The 22,355-nt window shown below is 61.8% G+C and carries 21 protein-coding genes; 11 read left to right on the forward strand and 10 right to left on the reverse strand.

Annotated features, from left to right (window positions below):
* Positions 1-12 precede the first annotated feature (12 nt).
* Complete coding sequence (locus M1B34_RS05865; RefSeq protein WP_268264646.1) at positions 13-1,251, reverse strand: MFS transporter; 1,239 nt, start codon at positions 1,249-1,251, stop codon at positions 13-15.
* A 404-nt stretch (positions 1,252-1,655) separates the two neighbouring features.
* Here M1B34_RS05865 and M1B34_RS05870 point away from each other — a divergent pair, with 404 nt between their 5' ends.
* From M1B34_RS05870 to M1B34_RS05880, 3 genes are all read left to right on the forward strand, one after another.
* Positions 1,656-3,098 (forward strand): cytochrome ubiquinol oxidase subunit I, encoded by a 1,443-nt coding sequence (locus M1B34_RS05870; protein ID WP_268264647.1) that lies wholly within the window; start codon positions 1,656-1,658, stop codon positions 3,096-3,098.
* Between the two features lie 3 nt (positions 3,099-3,101).
* Entirely contained in the window at positions 3,102-4,109 is a 1,008-nt protein-coding gene (gene cydB, locus M1B34_RS05875) for a cytochrome d ubiquinol oxidase subunit II (protein WP_123334806.1), read from the forward strand.
* Positions 4,110-4,221: 112 nt separating this feature from the next.
* Positions 4,222-4,389: a DUF2474 domain-containing protein gene (locus M1B34_RS05880; protein WP_123334808.1), complete on the forward strand. Its 168-nt coding sequence runs from the start codon at positions 4,222-4,224 to the stop codon at positions 4,387-4,389.
* Positions 4,390-4,469: 80 nt separating this feature from the next.
* Here the strand turns inward: M1B34_RS05880 and M1B34_RS05885 are convergent, their stop codons facing one another.
* Positions 4,470-5,594 (reverse strand): methyltransferase, encoded by a 1,125-nt coding sequence (locus tag M1B34_RS05885; RefSeq protein WP_123334810.1) that lies wholly within the window; start codon positions 5,592-5,594, stop codon positions 4,470-4,472.
* 219 nt (positions 5,595-5,813) lie between these two features.
* On the opposite strand from M1B34_RS05885, the gene M1B34_RS05890 reads away from it, so the two are divergent.
* The gene (locus M1B34_RS05890; protein ID WP_268264648.1) at positions 5,814-6,590 is read left to right on the forward strand and encodes a ferredoxin--NADP reductase; all 777 of its coding nucleotides are present in this window, start codon (positions 5,814-5,816) and stop codon (positions 6,588-6,590) included.
* A 48-nt stretch (positions 6,591-6,638) separates the two neighbouring features.
* Here the strand turns inward: M1B34_RS05890 and mscL are convergent, their stop codons facing one another.
* Complete coding sequence (mscL, locus tag M1B34_RS05895) at positions 6,639-7,052, reverse strand: large-conductance mechanosensitive channel protein MscL (protein ID WP_123334814.1); 414 nt, start codon at positions 7,050-7,052, stop codon at positions 6,639-6,641.
* Between the two features lie 282 nt (positions 7,053-7,334).
* On the opposite strand from mscL, the gene katB reads away from it, so the two are divergent.
* The 4 genes from katB to M1B34_RS05915 all read left to right on the forward strand — a co-directional run bounded on the left by katB (position 7,335) and on the right by M1B34_RS05915 (position 11,708).
* Positions 7,335-8,876: a catalase KatB gene (gene katB, locus M1B34_RS05900; RefSeq protein WP_268264649.1), complete on the forward strand. Its 1,542-nt coding sequence runs from the start codon at positions 7,335-7,337 to the stop codon at positions 8,874-8,876.
* A gap of 116 nt (positions 8,877-8,992) precedes the next feature.
* Positions 8,993-9,532, forward strand: a complete 540-nt coding sequence (locus M1B34_RS05905; RefSeq protein ID WP_268264650.1) for an ankyrin repeat domain-containing protein — start codon at positions 8,993-8,995, stop codon at positions 9,530-9,532.
* A 46-nt stretch (positions 9,533-9,578) separates the two neighbouring features.
* A complete protein-coding gene (gene radA, locus M1B34_RS05910; protein WP_123334820.1) occupies positions 9,579-10,946 on the forward strand; it encodes a DNA repair protein RadA in 1,368 nt (455 codons plus the stop codon).
* Between the two features lie 33 nt (positions 10,947-10,979).
* Positions 10,980-11,708: a hypothetical protein gene (locus tag M1B34_RS05915; protein ID WP_268264651.1), complete on the forward strand. Its 729-nt coding sequence runs from the start codon at positions 10,980-10,982 to the stop codon at positions 11,706-11,708.
* 18 nt (positions 11,709-11,726) lie between these two features.
* Here the strand turns inward: M1B34_RS05915 and M1B34_RS05920 are convergent, their stop codons facing one another.
* Positions 11,727-12,095, reverse strand: a complete 369-nt coding sequence (locus M1B34_RS05920) for a PilZ domain-containing protein (RefSeq protein WP_268264652.1) — start codon at positions 12,093-12,095, stop codon at positions 11,727-11,729.
* Positions 12,096-12,148: 53 nt separating this feature from the next.
* Positions 12,149-12,610 carry a methyltransferase family protein gene (locus M1B34_RS05925; protein ID WP_123334826.1) on the reverse strand — a complete coding sequence of 154 codons (462 nt, stop codon included), beginning with the start codon at positions 12,608-12,610 and terminating at the stop codon, positions 12,149-12,151.
* A gap of 232 nt (positions 12,611-12,842) precedes the next feature.
* On the opposite strand from M1B34_RS05925, the gene M1B34_RS05930 reads away from it, so the two are divergent.
* The 3 genes from M1B34_RS05930 (at position 12,843) to yjiA (ending at position 16,210) form a co-directional block, all read left to right on the forward strand.
* The gene (locus tag M1B34_RS05930) at positions 12,843-14,909 is read left to right on the forward strand and encodes a carbon starvation CstA family protein (protein WP_123334828.1); all 2,067 of its coding nucleotides are present in this window, start codon (positions 12,843-12,845) and stop codon (positions 14,907-14,909) included.
* Positions 14,910-14,924: 15 nt separating this feature from the next.
* On the forward strand, positions 14,925-15,122 hold the full coding sequence (locus M1B34_RS05935) for a YbdD/YjiX family protein (RefSeq protein WP_123334830.1): 198 nt from the start codon (positions 14,925-14,927) through the stop codon (positions 15,120-15,122).
* A gap of 116 nt (positions 15,123-15,238) precedes the next feature.
* A complete protein-coding gene (gene yjiA, locus M1B34_RS05940; RefSeq protein WP_123334832.1) occupies positions 15,239-16,210 on the forward strand; it encodes a GTPase in 972 nt (323 codons plus the stop codon).
* Between the two features lie 24 nt (positions 16,211-16,234).
* Here yjiA and M1B34_RS05945 read toward each other — a convergent pair whose 3' ends face one another.
* The 5 genes from M1B34_RS05945 to M1B34_RS05965 form a co-directional block, all read right to left on the reverse strand.
* Entirely contained in the window at positions 16,235-16,930 is a 696-nt protein-coding gene (locus M1B34_RS05945) for a GntR family transcriptional regulator (protein ID WP_123334834.1), read from the reverse strand.
* A gap of 37 nt (positions 16,931-16,967) precedes the next feature.
* On the reverse strand, positions 16,968-17,681 hold the full coding sequence (locus tag M1B34_RS05950) for a FadR/GntR family transcriptional regulator (RefSeq protein ID WP_123334836.1): 714 nt from the start codon (positions 17,679-17,681) through the stop codon (positions 16,968-16,970).
* A gap of 79 nt (positions 17,682-17,760) precedes the next feature.
* Positions 17,761-19,074 (reverse strand): C4-dicarboxylate transporter DctA, encoded by a 1,314-nt coding sequence (locus M1B34_RS05955; RefSeq protein WP_123334838.1) that lies wholly within the window; start codon positions 19,072-19,074, stop codon positions 17,761-17,763.
* Between the two features lie 245 nt (positions 19,075-19,319).
* Positions 19,320-20,573: a serine hydroxymethyltransferase gene (gene glyA / locus M1B34_RS05960; RefSeq protein ID WP_123334840.1), complete on the reverse strand. Its 1,254-nt coding sequence runs from the start codon at positions 20,571-20,573 to the stop codon at positions 19,320-19,322.
* Positions 20,574-20,756: 183 nt separating this feature from the next.
* Positions 20,757-22,355, reverse strand: a 1,599-nt coding sequence (locus tag M1B34_RS05965) for a putative bifunctional diguanylate cyclase/phosphodiesterase (protein ID WP_268264653.1), incomplete at its 5' end; no start/stop codon positions are given.

The following is a 22,355-nucleotide window of genomic DNA, read 5'->3' on the forward strand; positions in this document are numbered from 1 at the left end:
TGCCCCAAGGCTTCAGGCGGGTTTTTCCTCGACCGGGACGTGCATCCGATCCCGATTGGCCAGGCTCGGGAACAATTTGATCCAGACGCCAGTGATCACCAGCGTACCGACCCCGCCCATGACCACGGCCGGCACGGTGCCGAACCAGTGGGCGGTAACCCCGGATTCGAACTCCCCAAGCTGGTTCGAGGCGCCGATAAACAGCCCGTTGACCGCACTGACCCGGCCGCGCATTTCGTCCGGGGTTTCCAACTGCACGAAGGACGCACGGATCACCATGCTGATCATGTCCGCCGCCCCCAGCACCACCAGCACGGCCAGGGAAAACCAGAACGAGGTGGACAGGCCGAAGGCGATGGTGGCCACGCCAAACACCCCGACCGCAGTGAACATCACCCGGCCCACGTGGCGATCGACACTGCTGCGTGCCAGCCACAGGGACATCAACAAAGCCCCCACGGCGGGCGCTGAACGCAGCAAGCCCAGGCCCCAGGGCCCGGTGAGCAGAATGTCCTTGGCAAACACCGGCAGCAAGGCGGTGGCTCCGCCCAGCAGCACGGCGAACAGGTCCAGGGAGATGGCGCCGAGGATGTCCGGGCGGCTGCGGATAAAGCGAATCCCCGCCAGTAACGAATCCAGGGTGGCCTTGCCCTTGTTCAGCGGCGTTTGCCGCGCCGGCAGGTTGAGCATCAGGCAGCAGGCGATCACGTAGAGCAGCACCGTCGGCCCATAGACCCAGACGCTGCCGAAGGCATAGAGCAGGCCTCCGAGTGCCGGGGCCACGATGGTGGCCGATTGCTGGGCCGACTGCGCGGCCGCCACGGCCCGGGGGAACAGGGCGCTGGGCACGATGCTCGGCAGCAGGGCCTGGGTGGTGGGCATCTCGAAGGAACGGGCGGCGCCGAGGAGGAATGCGAGGATAAAGATCATTTCCCGGGTGACGTTGTCGGTCAGGCTGCCAATGGCCAGGGACAGGGCGATCAACGCCTGCAGCGACTGACAAATAGCGGCCACGCGGCGCCGGTCATAACGGTCGGCCACGTGCCCGGTGTGCAGCATGAACAGTACTCGCGGGGCGAATTCCACCAGGCCCACCAGGCCCAGGTCGAGCACGTTGCCGGTCAGTTGGTAGAGGTTCCAGCCGATGGCCACGGTGAGCATCTGGAAGCCGCTGGCGGTGAAAATCCGGGCCAGCCAAAAGGCAACGAACGGCTGGTGATGACGTAACAGCAGAGGGGCTTGGCTGGGCATCGGAACGTGGGTCTGAGCGAGGGGAACCGCGAGATTATCACCAACATGTAACCAATAGTTGCTATGCCGGGGAAAATCGTTAGCTGCGCATCTATCGAACTTCGCGGGGTCTTTTAGCGAACACGTCGAATCGCCGCCAAACCTCGGGCTTGAGGTGGTGAGGCAAGCTGTCACGCGACAAATAACCACACAGTTGCACCGTGAAAATGGGACTACTCTTTCAACGTTGTTTGACCCAGATCAAAACCTTTTTTCAAGGCTGATGTGGTGGCCAGAGGGCCGAAATCCCTGCGTTGCGATGGTTTAAAAAAGAACGAATCAGAATTCGCCACACTCCATATCCGTGGGGGCAGTGGGTGCAGGCCCCAGGCCGGCAGCCGGTATTACCTGACTGAGGAAAACGTATGTTCGGTTTGGAGGCAATTGATCTCGCCCGAATTCAGTTCGCATTCACCATCTCGTTCCACATCCTGTTCCCGGCCATCACCATTGGTCTGGCGAGCTATCTGGCGGTGCTTGAAGGTCTGTGGCTGAAAACCCGTGACGATACCTACCGCGACCTGTACCACTTTTGGTCGAAGATCTTCGCCGTCAACTTCGGCATGGGCGTGGTCTCCGGCCTGGTCATGGCCTATCAGTTCGGCACCAACTGGAGCCTCTTCTCGGATTTTGCCGGCGCTGTCACCGGCCCGCTACTCACCTATGAAGTCCTGACGGCCTTCTTCCTGGAGGCCGGTTTCCTCGGGGTGATGCTGTTCGGCTGGAACAAGGTCGGGCGCAACCTGCACTTCTTCTCCACGGTCATGGTGGCCATCGGCACGTTGATTTCGACCTTCTGGATCCTCTCGTCCAACAGCTGGATGCAGACCCCCCAGGGCTTTGAAATCGTCGACGGCCGGGTGATCCCGGTGGACTGGTTTGCTGTGGTGTTCAACCCCTCGTTCCCGTACCGCCTGGCCCACATGGCGACCGCAGCCTTCGTCGCCACCGCCTTCTTCGTGGGTTCCTCGGCCGCCTGGCACCTGCTGCGTGGGCGTGATAACCCGGCGATTCGGCGCATGCTGTCGATGGCCATGTGGATGGCCCTGATCGTCGCCCCAGTACAGGCGGTGATCGGCGACTTCCACGGCCTCAACACCCTCAAGCACCAGCCGGCAAAAATTGCCGCCATTGAAGGCCACTGGGAAAACGTCGGTGACGAGCCGACCCCGCTGATCCTCTTCGGCTGGCCGGACATGAAGGAAGAGAAAACCAAGTACGCGGTGGAAATTCCCTACCTGGGCAGCCTGATCCTGACCCACTCCCTGGACAAACAGGTGCCGGCGCTCAAGGAGTTTCCGCCTGAAGATCGCCCCAACTCGACCATTGTCTTCTGGTCGTTCCGGATCATGGTCGGCCTGGGCTTCCTGATGATCTTCACCGGCCTGTGGAGCCTGTGGCTGCGCAAGCGCGACCGCATTTACCACAACCGCCTGTTCCTGCATTTGGCGTTGTGGATGGGCCCGTCCGGGTTGATCGCGATCCTCGCTGGCTGGTTCACCACTGAAATCGGTCGCCAGCCGTGGGTGGTCTACGGGTTGATGCGCACGGCCGATGCGTCCTCGGGGCACAGCTTTGCCCAGATGAGCATCACCCTGGCGCTGTTTGTCGTGGTGTATTTCTCGCTGTTCGGCGTCGGCCTGGGCTACATGATGCGCCTGGTGCGCAAGGGGCCGAAAATCAACGAAGGCGCCGAGACCAGCCACGGCGGTCCCGGACAGCAACGCACACCGGCTCGTCCGCTGTCGGCTGCCGACGACGATGCTGGGGTCGACGACCACGGCACCCGCCTGAACAAGGGGAACTGAGTCATGGGTATTGATCTTCCGCTGATCTGGGCCGTGATTATCATCTTCGGCATCATGATGTACGTGGTCATGGACGGCTTCGACCTGGGCATCGGGATTCTCTTCCCGTTCGTCAAGGACGAGCGCGACCGTGACGTGATGATGAACACCGTCGCCCCGGTCTGGGACGGCAACGAAACCTGGCTGGTATTGGGCGGTGCGGCGTTGTTCGGCGCCTTCCCGCTGGCTTACTCGGTGGTACTTTCGGCGCTCTACCTGCCGCTGATCCTGATGCTGATCGGCTTGATCTTCCGCGGCGTGGCCTTTGAGTTCCGCTTCAAGGCCAAGGACGACAAGCGCCATATCTGGGACAAGGCCTTTATCTGGGGGTCGTTGGCGGCGACCTTTTTCCAGGGCGTGGCCCTGGGTGCCTTCATCGATGGCATTCCGGTGGTCAATCGCCAGTTCGCCGGCGGCTCCCTGGACTGGCTGACCCCGTTCACCCTGTTCTGCGGCCTGGCGCTGGTGGTGGCCTACGCCTTGCTCGGCTGCACCTGGCTGATCATGAAGACCGAAGGCAAGTTGCAGGAACAGATGCACAACCTGGCGCGGCCCCTGGCCTACGTGGTGCTGGCGGTGATTGGCGTTGTCAGCCTGTGGACGCCCTTGGCGCATCCGGAAATCGCTTCGCGCTGGTTCACCCTGCCCAACCTGTTCTGGTTCCTACCGGTGCCGATCCTGGTGTTGGTGACCATGTACGGCTTGCTCCGCGCCGTGGCCCGCAACGCCAACTACACGCCGTTCCTGTTGACCCTGGTGCTGATCTTCCTCGGCTACAGCGGTTTGGGCATCAGCCTGTGGCCGAACATCGTGCCGCCGTCGATCTCCATCTGGGACGCCGCCGCGCCGCCGCAAAGCCAGGGCTTCATGCTGGTGGGCACGCTGTTCATCATCCCGTTCATCCTGGGTTACACCTTCTGGAGCTACTACGTGTTCCGCGGCAAGGTCACCCACGAAGACGGTTACCACTAGGTAGGGGCCGGCTAGCCGGTGACGAGTCCCTTGAGGCTCGCGCCCGGTTTGCTGCCGCTTTCGCTGGCAAACCAGCGGCTACAGGCATTCGGGTTAAGCAGGAGTCGAGATCATGAGCGGTAAACACTCTTTGCAGGAAATCGAACAGGCGGAAAAGAAGCCGCTCTGGCAGCGGCTTGGCTGGCTGGCAATGATCTGGACCGGTAGCGTCCTGGCGCTCTTCGTGGTGGCCAGTCTGATGCGCATGTTTATGAACGCTGCGGGCCTGACCACCCACTGAAACACCACCGTCCATCCCATCCCGTTGCCTTGCGGCACGGTTTTATAACCCTCCGTTGGAGGGTTTTTTTTGCCCGGGATTTACTTGCGTGCCTTGAGAATCACGAACTTCGGCGTGGCCGCCACTTGCTCCACGCCGCGGAACAGGCGCGCCAGCTTGCTGTGATAGCCCAGGTGGCGGTTGCCGACTATATAGAGGGCACCGCCCACCACCAGGGCTTCACGGGCCTGCTGGAACATGCGCCAGGCGAGAAAATCGCCCACCACTTGCTGCTGGTGGAACGGTGGGTTGCACAGCACCACGTCCAGGGACTGGGCTTCCTGGCCGGCCAGGCCGTCGCCGGCGCGCACCGTCACGTCGCGTTCACCTAGGGTGGCGCGCCAGTTTTCCAGGGCTGATTGCACCGCCATGAACGACTCGTCCACCAGGGTGTACTGGGCGTCGGGGTTGTTCAGGGCACTGGCGATGGCCAACACGCCGTTACCGCAACCCAGGTCGGCGACCCGGGCGCTGCCGAGGTTGTTCGGCAGGTGGGGCAGGAAGGCCCGGGTGCCGATGTCCAGCCCTTCGCGGCAGAACACGTTGGCGTGGTTGAGCAGCTCGATGGCCGGCTCGTCGAGCCGGTAGCGTGTCGGGTAGGGCGACACGGCCGGGGTTTTGTCTTCCGGGGTGGCGATCAGCAAACGGGCCTTTTTCACCGCCAGGGACGCCTGGACCGGGCCGATGTAGCGCTCCAGCAAATCCCCGGCGGCGCGGGGCAGGTGCTTGACCATGGCCGCCGCGACGACTTGTGCGCCCGGGGCCAGTTGCCCTTGCAGGCGGATCAGTTGTTCTTCCAGCAGGGCCAGGGTTTTCGGCACGCGGATCAGCACCCGGTCGAAAGGCCCGCTCAAGGGCTGGCTGGCCGGCACCAGGCTCACGGCGTCGAAGGCCTGGCCATTGCGCACCAGGTTCTTTTCCAGGCCCTGGGCGCCGAGAAAGGAATCGCCACTGCTGCTGACCTGCACCCGGCCGACCAGGCTCGCGGCCAAGGCGCCGAAGCTGTCGTTGAGCACCAGCACCCGCGTCGTTGCCGCCGGCTGTTGCTCGGCTAGGTGGTTGAGCAGGTACTCGTCCGCCGCGTCGAAGGCTTGCAGGGGCTCATTCGATTGTTCGGGTTGGCGGATCAGGTCGAGCTGGGCGAAGGGACTGACGAGCAGGGGCATGGGTACAGACTCTGGGTAATCGATGAATGTCCTGCCGGCGCACGGGCCGCGATGCAGGCAGGCCCCAGCGAGCCGGTGCCGTATGGGCGTGGCTCGAAGGGGGGTAAATGGTACGTTTTTTTGCCGGTGCTTGCCCGGAAACGATGCCATTACAAACCGCCGGTGTTTGTCCGGCCCGCTTTGCGGGACACTAAGGGCCTTCGTCCCATGGAGCCCGTCATGACTGCCAGTGCAGAAAAATACACGCGCCAGACGTTGCTCGACGTCCAGCCCCTGACCCCCAGCCTGTTTACCCTGCGCACCACGCGGGATACGGGTTTTCGCTTTCGCGCCGGTCAGTTCGCTCGCCTCGGGGTGACCAAGGCCGATGGCAGCACGGTCTGGCGCGCGTACTCCATGGTGTCGTCGCCCTTTGATGAGTTCCTCGAGTTTTTCTCCATCGTGGTGCCGGACGGCGAGTTCACCAGCGAGCTGAGTCGGTTGCAGGTGGGCGACAGCCTGTTGGTGGATCGCCAGGCGTTCGGTTACCTGACCCTGGATCGCTTCATCGATGGCCGCGACCTGTGGCTGTTATCCACAGGCACCGGGGTCGCGCCTTTTCTGTCGATCCTCCAGGACTTTGAAGTCTGGGAGAAATTCGAGCGCATCATCCTCGTCTACAGCGTGCGCGAGGCCAAGGAGCTGGCCTATCAACAGTTGATCGCCGAGTTGGCGCAGCGCGACTACCTGGCGGAGGTTGCCCACAAGCTGACGTTCATCAGCATCGTGACCCGGGAGCAGCATCCAGGCAGCCTGAACGGGCGCATCACGACCCTGATTGAGAATGGTGAATTGGAACGGGCTGCCGGCGTTGAACTGTGCGCCGAGCACTCGCGGGTGATGCTCTGCGGCAACCCGCAGATGATCGAGGACACGCGCGCGCTGCTCAAGCAACGCGACATGCAACTGAGCCTGAGCCGGCGCCCTGGGCAGGTGGCGGTGGAAACCTACTGGTAATAAAAACGGCGCTTCGAGGGCGCCGTTTTGCTGATCCGTTGCCAGGGTTCAGGGCTTGTCGTTCTGCGCCTTGAGCAGGTCGCGGATCTCGCCCAGCAACACTTCTTCCTTGGTCGGAACCGGAGGCGCGCTGGGGGCCACGGCTTCTTCGCGCTTCAGGCGGTTGATGGCTTTCACGCCCATGAAGATGGCGAAGGCGACGATCACGAAGTCGATCATGCTCTGGATGAATTTGCCGTAGGCCAGAACCACGGCCGGCGTGTCGCCCACTGCTGCCTTGAGGGTGATCGCCAAGTCGCTGAAGTCCACTCCACCGATCAGCAGGCCGATCGGGGGCATGACCACATCGCCGACAAAAGACGAGACGATTTTGCCGAAGGCGGCGCCGATGATAATACCGACCGCCATGTCGACAACATTCCCTTTGACCGCGAAGGCCTTGAACTCACTGATCACGCCCATGGGGTATTCCTTATTACTGATGAGGTTGGTTTTCGCAGTGTAAATCAGCAAAAAGCATTTTGCCGAAACAACTTTTTACAGCTCAGGGGGTATCGACCCTGATAACGGCCAATAGTTTATTAAAGTGCCACTATTCGCGCGTGATACCCCTCGCTTCAATAATTAACCAGAACTTTTTTTCAATCGGGGTCTTGTTGTCTTTCTATTTAGTACTCAAACACTTAGCTACTAGCCTCTGGCAGGCGCATCACGGTGCGCCTTATATAACTAGAGGAATAAAACATGACCGCTACCTTTGGCCTTGGGGCTCTTTCCCAGCGACGCATACTGGGCATTCTTGCCGCCAGCATGCTCTCTCTTTCCGTACAGGCTGCCACCCTGACCCGTGATAACGGTGCTGCGGTGGGCGATAACCAAAACTCACAGACTGCGGGGGCCACCGGGCCGGTGCTGTTGCAGGATGTGCAGTTGATCCAGAAGCTCCAGCGCTTCGACCGCGAGCGCATTCCAGAGCGTGTGGTGCATGCCCGAGGCACTGGCGCCCATGGCGTGTTCACCGTCACCGACAACCTCAGCGACCTGACCCGGGCCAAGGTGTTTTCCAGCGGTGAAGTGACCCCGGTGTTTGTGCGTTTTTCTTCGGTGGTGCACGGCAACCACTCTCCGGAAACCCTGCGTGACCCCCGTGGTTTCGCCACCAAGTTCTATACCGCCGAAGGTAACTGGGACTTGGTGGGCAACAACTTCCCGACCTTCTTCATTCGTGACGCAATCAAGTTTCCCGATATGGTCCATGCGTTCAAACCGGACCCGCGCACCAACCTGGACGATGATTCTCGGCGTTTCGATTTCTTCTCCCATGTACCGGAAGCCACCCGGACCTTGACCGAGCTGTATTCAAACGCCGGCACTCCGGCGAGCTATCGGGAAATGGACGGCAATGGCGTGCACGCCTACAAGTTGATCAACGCCAAGGGCGAAGTGCACTACGTGAAGTTCCACTGGAAGAGTCTGCAAGGCCTGAACAACCTTGACCCCCAGCAAGTCGTGCAGGTGCAGGGGCGTGATTACAGCCATATGACCCACGATCTGGTCAGCCACATCAAGCAGGGCGACTTTCCGAAATGGGACCTGTATGTGCAGGTCTTGAAGCCCGAAGACCTGGCCAAGTTCGACTTTGACCCCTTGGATGCGACGAAAATCTGGCCGGGCATTGCCGAGCGCAAAGTCGGGCAAATGGTGCTCAATCGCAACCCAGCGAACGTCTTCCAGGAAACCGAACAAGTGGCCATGGCGCCGTCCAACCTGGTGCCGGGTATCGAGCCTTCGGAAGACCGTCTGTTACAGGGCCGAGTGTTCTCCTACGCCGACACCCAGATGTACCGCCTGGGGGCCAATGCCCTGCAACTGCCGATCAACGCGCCGAAAGTCGCGGTCAACAACGGCAATCAGGATGGCGCCCTGAATGGTGGCCAGACCAGCACCGGGGTCAACTACCAGCCCAGCCGTCTGTTGCCTCGTGAAGAGCCACAGAGCGCACGTTACAGCGCCTTGCCGCTGTCGGGCAGCACCCAGCAGGCGAAGATCCAGCGTGAGCAGAACTTCAAACAGGCAGGTGATCTGTACCGTTCTTTCAGCAAGAAAGAGCGCCAGGACCTGATCGACAGCTTCGGCGGTTCCCTGGCCACCACCGACGACGAGAGCAAGCACATCATCCTGTCGTTCCTCTACAAGGCTGACCCGGAGTACGGCACTGGTGTCACTCAAGTGGCCAAGGGCGATCTGGCCCGGGTCAAGGCCCTGGCGGCCAAACTGAGCGACTGATGCTTCACGCCTTGTAGGCGCTGGCTTGCCAGCGAGCACGGACGCCGCGCTGTCTCAGGCGGCCCCTTCGCCGGCAAGCCGGCGCCTACGGTTCTCAATTAAAACGGAGGGGCGTTATGCGCCTGTTTATTGCGTTGCTGACATCGGCCTGGGCCCTGGCTGCCCAGGCGCAGTCGCCCGACCCGGTGGCGGTCAAGGTCCAGTTGGAAAACTACTATTTCGATGCCGCTCGTCGTGGCGATGTGGAGATGCTCAACACCTTTATCGACGCCGGGTATGCCCTCAATACCCAGGATGACAAAGGCTACACGGCCTTGATCCTGGCGGCCTATCACGGCCAGGGGCCGGCCGTGGAACGCTTGCTGGCCGCCGGTGCCGATGCCTGTGCCCAGGATAAAAGAGGCAATACGGCGCTGATGGGCGCCATCTTCAAAGGCGAATTGCAGATTGCCCGGCGCTTGTTGGCTGCCGATTGCAGCCCCGACCAGCGTAACGCTGCCGGGCAGACGGCGGCGATGTATGCCGGCTTGTTCCAGCGCCAGGAATTGCTGGACGCCTTGGCAGCCAAGGGCGCCGACCTGCTGGCCGAAGACTCGTTGGGCAATAGCGCCGCGCGCCTGGCCGGCGGTGAAATCCGTACCGCCATGCCGCACTGATCCCGCTCCAGCTGAGCTATCATCGCGGTTTTTGCCGGGGGTTCAGATGGCCAAGGCCAAGCGCATGTATGGCTGCACCGAGTGCGGCTCAACCTTTCCCAAGTGGGCCGGGCAATGCGGCGAGTGCGGGGCCTGGAACACCCTGACCGAAACCATGGTGGAAAGCGGCGGCGCTGCAGCGCCTACGGGGCGTACCGGCTGGGCCGGGCAGCAGGCGCAGATCAAGACCCTGGCTGAAGTCAGTGTTGAGGAAATCCCTCGTTTCTCCACCGCCTCCAGCGAGCTGGATCGCGTCCTCGGCGGTGGCCTGGTGGACGGTTCGGTGGTGCTGATCGGCGGTGACCCGGGCATCGGCAAGTCGACCATTTTGTTGCAAACCCTGTGCAATCTCGCCACGCGCATGCCGGCGCTCTACGTCACCGGCGAAGAGTCCCAGCAGCAGGTGGCCATGCGTGCCCGGCGTTTGGGGCTGCCCCAAGACAAGCTGCGAGTCATGACCGAAACCTGCATCGAAACCATCATCGCCACGGCCCGCCTGGAAAAGCCTAAGGTCATGGTGATCGACTCGATCCAGACGATCTTCACCGAACAGTTGCAGTCGGCGCCCGGCGGCGTGTCCCAGGTGCGCGAGAGTGCGGCGCTGCTGGTGCGTTACGCCAAGCAGAGCGGCACGGCGATTTTCCTGGTGGGCCACGTGACCAAAGAGGGCGCCTTGGCCGGACCGCGGGTGCTGGAGCACATGGTCGACACCGTGTTGTATTTCGAGGGCGAGTCCGACGGCCGCCTGCGTTTGCTGCGAGCGGTAAAAAACCGTTTCGGCGCAGTCAATGAGCTGGGTGTGTTCGGCATGACGGACAAGGGCCTGAAGGAAGTTTCCAACCCGTCGGCGATTTTCCTCACCCGAGCCCAGGAAGAAGTGCCGGGCAGCGTGGTCATGGCCACGTGGGAGGGCACTCGGCCGATGCTGGTGGAGGTCCAGGCCCTGGTGGATGACAGTCATCTGGCCAACCCGCGCCGGGTCACCCTCGGCCTGGACCAGAACCGGTTGGCCATGTTGCTGGCGGTGTTGCATCGCCACGGTGGCATCCCCACCCACGACCAGGACGTGTTCCTCAACGTGGTGGGCGGGGTCAAGGTGCTGGAAACCGCGTCTGACCTGGCGTTGATGGCGGCGGTCATGTCCAGTTTGCGCAACCGTCCGCTGCCCCACGACCTGCTGGTGTTTGGCGAAGTGGGCCTGTCGGGTGAAGTGCGCCCCGTGCCCAGCGGCCAGGAGCGCCTCAAGGAGGCGGCCAAGCATGGCTTCAAACGGGCCATCGTGCCCAAGGGCAACGCACCGAAAGAGTCGCCGCCGGGTTTGCAGATCATCGCGGTGACGCGTCTGGAGCAGGCGCTGGATGCACTTTTTGAATAAATCGGATTCGGCCTCAATGAAAGGAAATCAACGATGGGCATAACACGCTGGGCAGTTTGCACGCTGGGGTTGGGCATGCTCTGCCACCTCGGCCTGGCGGTCGCGGAACCGGGCGAGCTGCCGGAAGGTTATCGGGTGGCGCAGCAGGTGCTGGTGGGCGATGGCTCGGTGCTTGAGGTGCTGGAAGACCTGCGCATCACCCCGCAATTGCATTCGGCCAGTTGGGGCAACTCGCTGGATGCGGAGGCGTTTGACGAGTCCGAAGACGGCGATCAGCCACCGGCCCTGGAGGCTCAGGCGCGCTGGCTGGCTGACTCGGGAGAGGTGCTGGCGCAGAAGGCCCTGGGTTATCCCTTGGCCACGGTAGAGAAGGCCCCGCTCAATGGCCTGCCGTCCCCGGTGTTTTTCCTGACCGTCGACCAGACCGCACCCATGGGCAGTTACAGCGGCCCGGCCACCGAGATCCTGATGCCGTTGCAACATCAGCTCGACCCGGTGCTGTTTGTCTCCGAAAGCGGTGAGAAGCATCCCCTGGTGCTGGCCCAGACCGGCAAGGCTGCCTGGCAGATCGTGGCCGCCAGCGGTGGCGCCACCGAATCGATCCAGCAGGTGTCTTCGGCCTCTTCGGCGGACAACGAGGAGTTCGTCACCACCTATCGCACCTACCGTTACCTGAACGGGCAATGGACGGCCGCCGGGCGCCAGCAAGCCGGTTATTGGGACACGGAAAGCGAGTTTCCCCCGCCGGCGAATTTCCCCTGAGTGAATGCGGGGTGTTGATCAGATTTCGATCAGCGCCCCCAGTTCGCGCTCCAGCTCCTCCGGGTCCCCCAGGTTCAGCTCGATCAGGCGCCTGAGGTGTTCAATCGACGCCAGGTCGATGTGCACGCAGACGAAACCCAGTTGCCCGTGGTCGTCATGGGCCAGTTGCACTTCCATGCGCACATCGGCGTTGTTGCCCAGATGAATGTCGGCTGCAAAGCTCTGGCTGGCGTCGCCCTGCCAGGGTTCGGGGCGCTGGATCAGCAAGCCCTTGAGTGACAGGTCGAGCAGTTGCACCGCCCAGCGGTTGGGCCCCTGGCTCAGTTCGGTCCTGGCATCGAAGGCGATGCGTTTGAAACGTCGGCGATCAGCGTGGTGCTCGCACATGGTCTGGCCCTCTGCATGGTGAAATGACTATAGACCCCGGTTTCGATCAGTCGCTAGAGCCAGCGCCGCACCTTGCGACAATAGTCACGGTAGCCCTCGCCGAACTGCGCCAGCAGTTGCCTCTCATCGGGCCCGATCACGCTGAGGTTCATCAGCATCAGCAAGGGCATCAGCAGCAACCAGGGCCAAAGGCTGCCCATCAGCAAGGCAATGGCGCAATAACCCAGGGTGTCCCCCAGGTTGATCGGGTTGCGCGACACCGCAAAGGGGCCGTCGCGCAGCAGTTGCCGTGGCTGGTTGAAGTTGCTGCTGGTGGTGTGTTGCTGGCGAAAGCGCCACATGGCCCAGAACGACAACCCCTGCCCTCCGACGATCAGGGCGACGGAAAGGGCTCTGATCCAGTCATTGACGAGCAGGGGCAGGGGGAGCCAGTCGGCCAGGAACAGGGCGCAGGTGATGAACAGCAAATACAGCAGGGGCGGTGGCAGTGGTGGCTGTTCGGAGGGGGCGGGCATGGCGATACCTGACAAGTTGCACTCAAGGTTGCGACCCTGTTCGCGCCCGGCTGGTTCAGCCGGGATTGGGTGTGGGTTTCGAGAGGGGCGTATCGAGCCGCTTCCAAGACGTTCCAACAACCCTCAAATTGGCAAAAGAAGGCTCTAGACCAACGTGGGGGGTGGTCTTTGGGACGGTTAGCGCTAAACTCCGTTTGGCTGTCTTTCTGTCCACCCTGGCTGGAATAAAAAAATGAAAAATAATAATAGCCTGCTACGCCACTTACCCTGGCTGCTGCTGGCAATCGTAGGAGCGTGCGCCCTTGGCGTAGTGGCATTGCGTCGCGGCGAGGCGATCAACGCCTTGTGGATTGTGGTCGCTGCGGTGGCCATTTATCTGGTTGCGTACCGTTACTACAGCCTGTTCATCGCTAACAACGTGATGCAACTCGATCCACGTCGGGCCACCCCCGCCGTGCTCAACAACGATGGTCTGGACTACGTCCCTACCAACAAACACATTCTTTTCGGTCACCACTTCGCGGCGATTGCCGGTGCAGGCCCCTTGGTCGGTCCGGTGTTGGCAGCGCAGATGGGCTATCTGCCCGGTACGCTCTGGCTGATTGCCGGCGTGGTGCTGGCGGGTGCGGTACAGGATTTCATGATCCTGTTCCTTTCCACGCGTCGTAACGGTCGCTCCCTGGGGGACATGGTCCGCGAAGAAATGGGCCGGATTCCCGGGACCATTGCGCTGTTTGGCTGCTTCCTGATCATGATCATCATCCTCGCGGTGCTGTCGCTGATTGTGGTCAAGGCCTTGGCCGAGAGCCCGTGGGGCATCTTCACGGTGATGGCAACTATCCCGATCGCGATGTTCATGGGCGTGTACATGCGCTACATCCGCCCGGGCCGCATCGGTGAAATCTCCATCATCGGCGTGCTGTTGCTGCTGGGTTCGATCTGGCTGGGCGGGCAGATTGCCGCTGATCCGGTATGGGCCAAAGCCTTCACGTTCACCGGGATCCAGATCACCTGGATGCTGGTCGGTTACGGTTTTGTGGCGGCGGTACTGCCGGTATGGCTGATCCTCGCCCCGCGCGACTACCTGTCGACCTTCCTCAAGATCGGTACCATCATCGCCCTGGCGATCGGCATCCTGATCACCATGCCCGACCTGAAAATGCCGGCGCTGACTCAATTTGTCGACGGCACTGGCCCGGTGTGGAAGGGCGGCCTGTTCCCGTTCCTGTTCATCACCATCGCCTGTGGTGCGGTTTCCGGCTTCCATGCGCTGATCTCCTCGGGCACCACGCCCAAGTTGCTGGCCAATGAGGCCCACTCGCGCTACATCGGCTACGGCGGCATGTTGATGGAGTCCTTCGTGGCCATCATGGCCATGGTCGCTGCATCGGTGATCGAGCCTGGCGTGTACTTCGCCATGAACAGCCCGGCTGCCGTGGTCGGTGCCGATGTGGTGTCTGTGGCACAAACCGTCAGCAGCTGGGGCTTTGCCATTACCCCGGAAGCGCTGCAAGCGGTCGCCCATGACATCGGTGAAACCACCATCCTGGCTCGCGCCGGCGGTGCGCCGACCCTGGCGGTCGGTATCGCGCAGATCCTGCACAGTGTGCTGCCGGGTGAAAACACCATGGCGTTCTGGTATCACTTTGCGATCCTGTTTGAAGCGCTGTTCATCCTGACCGCTGTCGACGCCGGTACCCGTGCCGGTCGATTCATGCTGCAGGACTTGCTCGGCTCCTTCGTCCCGGCCCTCAAGCGTACCGAGTCCTGGACCGCCAACCTGATTGCGACTGCAGGCTGTGTGGCGATGTGGGGTTACCTGCTGTATCAAGGCGTGATCGACCCGCTGGGTGGCATCAACACCTTGTGGCCGCTGTTCGGTATCTCCAACCAGATGCTCGCCGGTATCGCGCTGATGCTCGCCACCGTTGTGCTGATCAAAATGAAGCGCCAACGCTACATCTGGGTGACCATGCTGCCGGCTATCTGGCTGCTGATCTGCACCACGTCCGCAGGCTTCATCAAGCTGTTCGACGCCAACCCGGCGATCGGCTTCCTGTCGCTGGCGAAGAAATACAGCGACGCCCTGGCTAACGGGCAAATCCTGGCCCCGGCCAAGAGCATCGAGCAGATGCAGCACGTTATCTGGAACGCCTACACCAACGCCACGCTGACGGTGCTGTTCCTGCTGGTGGTCTTCAGTATCCTGTTCTATGCGCTCAAGGTCGGTGTCGCCGCCTGGGGCAATAAGCAACGGACGGATAAAGAATCGCCATTCCAGGCTGTTCCGGACGCGTAATAGAGGGTTGCGAACATGTTCAATGACTTGAGTCGCCTCGGTAAATACCTCGGTCAGGCCGCGCGCCTGATGGTCGGCATGCCCGACTACGACAACTACGTCGAGCATATGCAAACCAAGCATCCGGACAAGCCGATGATGTCGTACGAGGCGTTCTTCCGCGAACGCCAGGAGGCACGTTACGGCGGCAAAGGCGGTCCGAAGTGCTGTTGAACCGCAGCGTTTAAGCCACACCCATGTAGGAGCCCGATTTGTCGGCGATGGCGGTCTTGAGACCGTTATCGCCGGCAAGCCCGGCTCCTACATTTTTTTGCGTGGGAGATCCTGTTTTGCAAAATCCTATTCCCGTCACCGTACTCAGCGGCTTTCTTGGCGCGGGCAAGACCACCTTGTTGCGCCATCTGCTCAAGGCCGAGCACGGCTTGAAAATCGCCGTGATCGAAAACGAATTCAGCGACGCCGGTATCGACACCCAGCTGTTGGGCGATGAGCCGGTGCAGGTGATGACGCTGTCCAACGGCTGCGTCTGCTGCACCATTCACACCGACCTGACCAAGGCCCTGTACCTGCTGCTGGAGCGCCTGGACAGCGGTGAGATCGCCTTTGACCGTTTGGTGATCGAGTGCACCGGGCTGGCCGATCCGGCCCCTGTGGCCCAGACCTTTTTCATCGATGAAGAGCTGCGCGAGCGCTACATTCTCGACGGCATCATTACCTTGGTAGACGCCAAGCACGCCGAGCATCATCTGACCCAGACCATCGCCCAGGCGCAGATCGGCTTTGCCGACCGTTTGCTGGTGAGCAAGCGCGACCTGGTGGACGACGCAACCTTTGATGCCTTGTGCGAACGCCTGACCCGTATCAACCGGCGGGCAGCGATCCGCGTGGTGGACCACGGCCGTATCGACCTGGCTGAGCTGCTGGATGTGCGCGGCTTTAACCTCAACGCCGACTTGGGCGGCGGGCTGAGCCTGCGCCCGGTGAGCAAGGCGCCCTCAGTGGACCGGATTTCCAGCCTGGTGCTGCGCACCGAGCAGCCCCTGGACCTGGACCGCCTCAGCGAATTCATGAATGAGCTGCTGGAAGATCACGGCAAGCAATTGCTGCGCTACAAAGGCGTGCTGAGCGTGATCGACGAGCCGCGGCGCATGGTGTTCCAGGGCGTGCTCAAGCTCTATGGCTTCGATTGGGACACCGAGTGGGCCGAAGGCGAAGTGCGGGAGAGCGTGATGGTGTTCATCGCAGACGACCTGCCGGAAGAGAAGATCCGGCAGGGTTTCGAGCGGATGTTGGGGCGCTGAGGTCTTCGCCGGCCAGCCGGCAGCCTACAGGCTGCCTAGCAGGCGCTGTTCCAAGTGATCGAGGTGCTGGTTCATCAGCGCTTCGGCCTTTTCGACATCGGCGTCCTGCACCGCATCGACAATGCTTGAGTGCTCTTGCCAGGCGCAGTAGTTGCGAGCCCGGCCCTCGAACTGGGCGATGGCCAGGGAGGTCAGCGGCACCAGGCTGCCGAGGAAGTGCGCCAAAGGAGCATTGCCGGCCACCTCGGCCAGTTGCAGATGAAACTCCCCTGACAAACGAATCGCCGGGCCGCGCTGATCACGCTCGATGGCCTCGCGTTCGCGCGCCAGCAACTGACGCAAGGGCAGCAACTGCCTTTGTGGCTGCTGGCAGGCCAGGCGCACCAGGGTGGTTTCCGTGAGCCGCCGGGCGTGCAGGATCTGCCGGGTCTGCTCGGCATCCGGCGCTGCCACCCGTGGCCGATGATTGGGCTGCAAGATCACCACCTGTTGATGGGACAGCCGCGCCAGGACCTGGCGGATGATGCTGCGGCTGACGCCGAACGCCTGGCCCAGGTTGTCTTCGGTAAAGCGGCTGCCGGGGGCGATGCGCTGCTCGAGAATGGCGTCGAAAATCTGCGGGTAGACGTCGTCCACCAGCAGGGTGCGTTCACCGTTGTGGCGCCGGGGCAGGCTGGCGGCCAGGGTGAACGGGTTGTTTTTAAAGGCGTAGCTGACCATGGCGTGGTGTCCCCTCCGGTTGCAGACGTTCAAACCATCACGGGGTTATCTGGCCCAGATGATCGTCCGGAATATTCAGTTCAATTCCCATGCGCTGGCCTTCCATCAGGATATGCCGACGCATTTCGGCACTGGCCAGGGCGCTGTTCTTGCTGCGGATGGCACGCACCACCGCTTCGTTTTCCTGCAGTCGTTCGGCCAGGTGTTCCGGCGAGTTACGCAGGACCTGGGCGCTCTGCTTGAGGGCATTGCTGGTTTGTTGCACCACGTTCTGGAAGATCGGGTTGGAAGTCAGGGTGAACAATTCTTCGTGGAAGGCGATGTAGGCGTTCATCCCGGCTTCGCTGTCGTTGGCTTCCAGGGCTTCGCGCATGTCCATGAGGGTCAGGCGCAGTTGGCCGACTTCCTTGCTGCTGATGGATTGCGCCACCAGGCCGACGATAAAGGGCTCGAGGGTGTAGCGCAGTTGCAGCACATCCTCGAGGCTGGCGCCGGCCACGCCGCTGTCGCTGGCCGGGGTGTCATCCAGGGGCGCATCCAGTACCACCACGCCCTTGCCGGGCATGGAGCGCACCAGGCCCAGGGTTTCCAGGACCGTCACCGCTTCGCGCAGGCTAGGGCGGCTGATGCCCAGTTGTTCGGCCAGTTCGCGTTGTCCGGGCAGCATGTCGCCGGAGCGCCACTGGCCCCGGGCCAACGCGGCCCGCAGCTTTTCCACCACTGAATTTACGACTGTCGACGAGCTGATCACTGTTTACTCCATGGGTTATCGGTCATGGCGCCACGCTGGGCGCCGATGAGTGTGCCTGCCCGAGGCAGGCACGAACGGGTCAGAATTCCTGCGGCTGGGTGCCCGGCGCTGGCTTTCTTGGCTGGAAAACATAGCCTTGTTGGCCGCTCAGTACCTTGTCGGCCCGCTGCAGGTCGATGTCTTTCTCCCAGCGCGCGATGGCCACGGTGGCCACGCAGTTGCCGATCAGGTTGGTCAGGGCGCGGCCGATGCCCATGAACCAGTCCACCGCCAGCACCAGCACCAGGCCCACCACCGGAATGGCCGGGATCGCGGTCAGGGTCGCTGCCAGGATCACCAGGGCCGAACCGGGAATACCGTGTGCGCCTTTGGAGGTGATCAGCGACACCAGCAAGATGGTCAGCAGGTCGGACATCGACAACGGCGTGCCGGTGGCGTTGGCGATAAAGACGATGGCCAGGGTCAGGTAGATGGAGAAACCGTCGAGGTTGAACGAGTAGCCGGTGGGGATGACCAGGCCGACCGTGGAGCTGCCGATGCCCAGGTGTTCAAGCTTGCGCATGATCTGCGGCAGCACGGCGTCCGAAGAGGCGGTGCCGAGAACAATCATCAGCTCTTCGCGCAGGTACTTGAGGAATGGCAGCATGGGCAGGCCCGCCACACGCATCACCACGCCCAGGATCACCGCGACAAAGGCGAAGCAGGTCAGGTAGAACAAGCCCACGAGGCTGCCTAGGTGCTGCAATGAATCCACCCCGTATTTGCTGGTGGTGAAGGCGATGGCACCAAACACGCCGATGGGCGCCAGGCGCACGATCATGCCCATGATGCGGAAGATCACATGGCTGAGTTCGTTGATCAGGCGGGAGATGCCGGACGCTGCTTCACCCACCAGGTTCAGGGCGCTGCCGAACAGTACGGAGAACAGCAGTACCTGGAGGATGTTGTTATCGGCAAAGGCGCCGATGACCGAGTTCGGAATCAGGTTCATCAGGAACTGGGCGGTGCCCTGCATGTGCTGGCCGCGTTGGGCGAGGTCGCCCACGTCGGCACTGGACAGCTGCTCCAGATGGATGTTGGCGCCGCTGCCGATGCCGGTGCTGAAGGCCATGACCAGGCCCAGTACCAGGGCAACGGTGGTCAGTATTTCGAAGTAGATCACCGACTTCAGGCCGATGCGCCCGACTTTCTTCAGGTCACCGGCACCCGAGATGCCACTGACCACCACACAGAACACGATCAGGCCGATCAGCATTTTGATCAGCTTGATGAAGCCGTCGCCCAGTGGTTTGAGTTGAGAAGAGAATTCGGGGAGTGCGAGTCCGCACACAACGCCGAGGATCAGTCCGAGGACTACTTGGAGGAAAATCGAACGCGAGCACCATCTGAGCATGGGAGGGATCCTGATCGGTGTCCTGGCTGCCATGCGCGGGGCGCTATGGATTCAGGACTTAATTATTGTGGTCTTACCGGTATGTCCAGTGCAGCCGCAGTCTACGCTCGGACTTTAGGGGGTTACAAGGGGCTGTGAATAAATTGGCTTTACCGGTCTGACCAGTGGCGATCCGAGTAAATGACAGGCGAAAAAAAGCCCGGCACTCAGGCCGGGCTTTTTCGTGCTGCGGTGTAACGGGCTGATTAAGCGCCGTATACCGGCAGTTTTTTGCAGATGGCTTTGACCTTTTCACGTACGGCATCGATCACCGCTTCGTTGTTCAGGTCGGCCAGGATGTCGCAGATCCAGCCAGCCAGTTCCTTGCACTCGGCTTCCTTGAAGCCACGAGTGGTCACAGCCGGAGTGCCGAAGCGCAGGCCGGAGGTGACGAACGGGGAGCGTGGATCGTTTGGCACGGAGTTCTTGTTCACGGTGATGAACGCTTTGCCCAGAGCGGCGTCGGCGTCTTTACCGGAGATTTCCTGCTTGATCAGCGACAGCAGGAACAGGTGGTTTTCAGTACCGCCGGACACCACGTCAAAACCGCGCTCGATGAACACGCTGGCCATGGCCTGGGCGTTTTTCACCACTTGCTGCTGGTAAGTCTTGAACTCAGGCTGCAGGGCTTCCTTGAAGCAGATCGCTTTGGCGGCGATCACGTGCTCCAGCGGGCCACCTTGGGCGCCTGGGAATACAGCAGAGTTCAGCTTCTTCTCGATGTCGGCGTTGGCGCGAGCCAGGATCAGGCCGCCACGAGGACCGCGCAGGGTCTTGTGGGTGGTGGTGGTGACCACGTCAGCGAAAGGCACCGGGTTCGGGTAGACGCCAGCGGCGACCAGACCGGCCACGTGGGCCATGTCGACGAACAGGTACGCGCCGACTTTGTCAGCGATTTCGCGGAAGCGCGGGAAGTCGAGGATCTGCGAGTAGGCAGAGAAACCGGCCACGATCATTTTCGGCTTGTGCTCGACGGCCAGGCGCTCGACTTCGTCGTAGTCGATCAGACCGTTGGCGTCGATGCCGTATTGAATGGCGTTGTACAGCTTGCCAGAGGAAGAAACGCTGGCGCCGTGGGTCAGGTGACCACCGTGGGCCAGGCTCATGCCCAAGATGGTGTCGCCAGCCGACAGCAGAGCCAGGTAAACGGCGCTGTTGGCTTGGGAGCCGGCGTGCGGCTGGACGTTGGCGTAATCGGCGCCGAACAGTTCCTTGGCACGGTCGATGGCCAACTGCTCAACCACGTCGACGTACTCGCAGCCGCCGTAGTAGCGCTTGCCTGGGTAACCTTCGGCGTATTTGTTGGTCAGCACCGAGCCTTGAGCTTCCATCACCGCTGGGCTGGTGTAGTTTTCCGAAGCGATCAGCTCGATGTGCTCTTCCTGGCGCTGAGCTTCTTGCTCCATGGCGGCAAAGAGATCGGCGTCGTACTTGGCAATAGTCAAATCACGGCTGAACATGGCGGTCCTCAAGGATCGGGGGGCAGAAAAGGGAGGCATTCTAACCCAATGGCTTTTAGAAGGCATATGAAAGGACATCATGTCGCAGAGAAGCAGGGTTCAAGTGACGAGCTGCAAGCGGCCATTCAAAGCGAACCGCTCCTCTCTCGCCGCTTGAAGCTTGAAACGTGCCGCTGCGACCCATCAATCAAACATGAATAACGCGTCATTGCTGAACTGCGCTTCAAACCGATTGGCCGGCATCGGGCGGCCGAACAGGTAGCCTTGCACTTCGTCGCAGCCGTGCTCACGCAGGAAGTCCAATTGCTCGTGGGTTTCCACGCCCTCGGCGATCACCGCCAGGTTCAGGCTGTGGGCCATGGCGATGATGGCTCGGGCAATCTGTGCATCCTGTTCGCCGGACGGCAGGCCGTCGACAAAGGTGCGGTCGATTTTCAGCACGTCGATGGGGAACTGCTTGAGGTAGTTCAGGGATGAATAGCCGGTGCCGAAGTCGTCCACCGCGATGCTCAGGCCGAGGTTTTTCAGGCCGTCGAGGATCTGCATCGCTTCGCTGACTTCGCGCATCAGGATACTTTCGGTCAGTTCCAGCTCCAGGCACGCCGGCGGCAGGCCGGTGTCCCTGAGAATGGTGGCGATCCGCGTGCCCAGTTGGCCGTCGGAGAACTGCCGCGCCGAGATGTTCACCGACACTTTCGGCACTCGCACCTTGGCCTGGTGCCAGGCCTTGAGCTGGCGGCAGGCTTCGCTGATGACCCAGTCGCCCACGTCCACCACCAGGCCCAGCTCTTCGAGTACCGGAATGAAATCCCCCGGCGGCACCAGCCCGCGGCGCGGATGGCGCCAGCGCAACAGGGCCTCGGCGCCGGTCAGGCGCTTGCCGTCGCCGCTGAACTGCGGCTGGTAATAGAGCACGAACTCTTCCTGCTCCAGGGCGTGGCGCAGGTCGCTTTCCAGCTCCAGGCGCTCCAGGGCGCTGGCGTTCATGTCCGCCTGGTAGAACTGGAAGTTGTTCTTGCCGCGTTCCTTGGCGTGGTACATCGCGGTGTCGGCGTTCTTCATCAACTGGCTCAGCTCGTTACCGTCCTGAGGGCTCAGGGCGATGCCGATACTGGCGGTGACGAAGAACTCCCGGCCTTCGAGGACGAAGGGTTTGACCAGGCTGGCGAGGATCTGCTCGGCCACGTGGATCGCCCGGTTCAGGGCCATCTCGCGGCTGGCGCGCGGTTGCAGCAGCAGGGTGAATTCGTCGCCGCCCATGCGAGCCACGGTGTCGTCATCGTCGACGCAGCCCAGCAGGCGCGTGGCCATTTCCTTGAGCATGCGGTCGCCGGCGGCGTGGCCGAGGGAGTCGTTGATCGGTTTGAAACGGTCGAGGTCGAGGAACATCAGCACCACCCAGGACTTCTGCCGCTCCGCCGATTGCAGCGCGGTGTGCAGACGGTCCTGGAACAGGGTGCGGTTGGGCAGGTGGGTCAGGGCGTCGTAGTAGGCGAGGCGGTGAATGCGCTGCTCACTGGCTTTGCGCTCACTGATGTCGCTGAAGAAGCACACGTAGCTGGCCAGGTCGCCTTCGTCGTCGAGTACCCGCGGTAATGCCCGACCCAGGCCGGGGTATGCTCCGCCGTTTGCGCCGCTTTGAGCCCAGACTTCGCCTTCCCAGGTGCTGTGCTGGTGCAGTTGCTTGAGCACGTAGCGCAGGTGGGCTTCCTGCTGGTTGTCGACGGTGAGCATGTTGGGCAACTGGTCCAGCACCTGGGACACGGCATAGCCGCTGACCGC

Origin of the sequence: Pseudomonas morbosilactucae (assembly GCF_023241715.1) — a bacterium.
GTDB lineage: Bacteria > Pseudomonadota > Gammaproteobacteria > Pseudomonadales > Pseudomonadaceae > Aquipseudomonas > Aquipseudomonas morbosilactucae.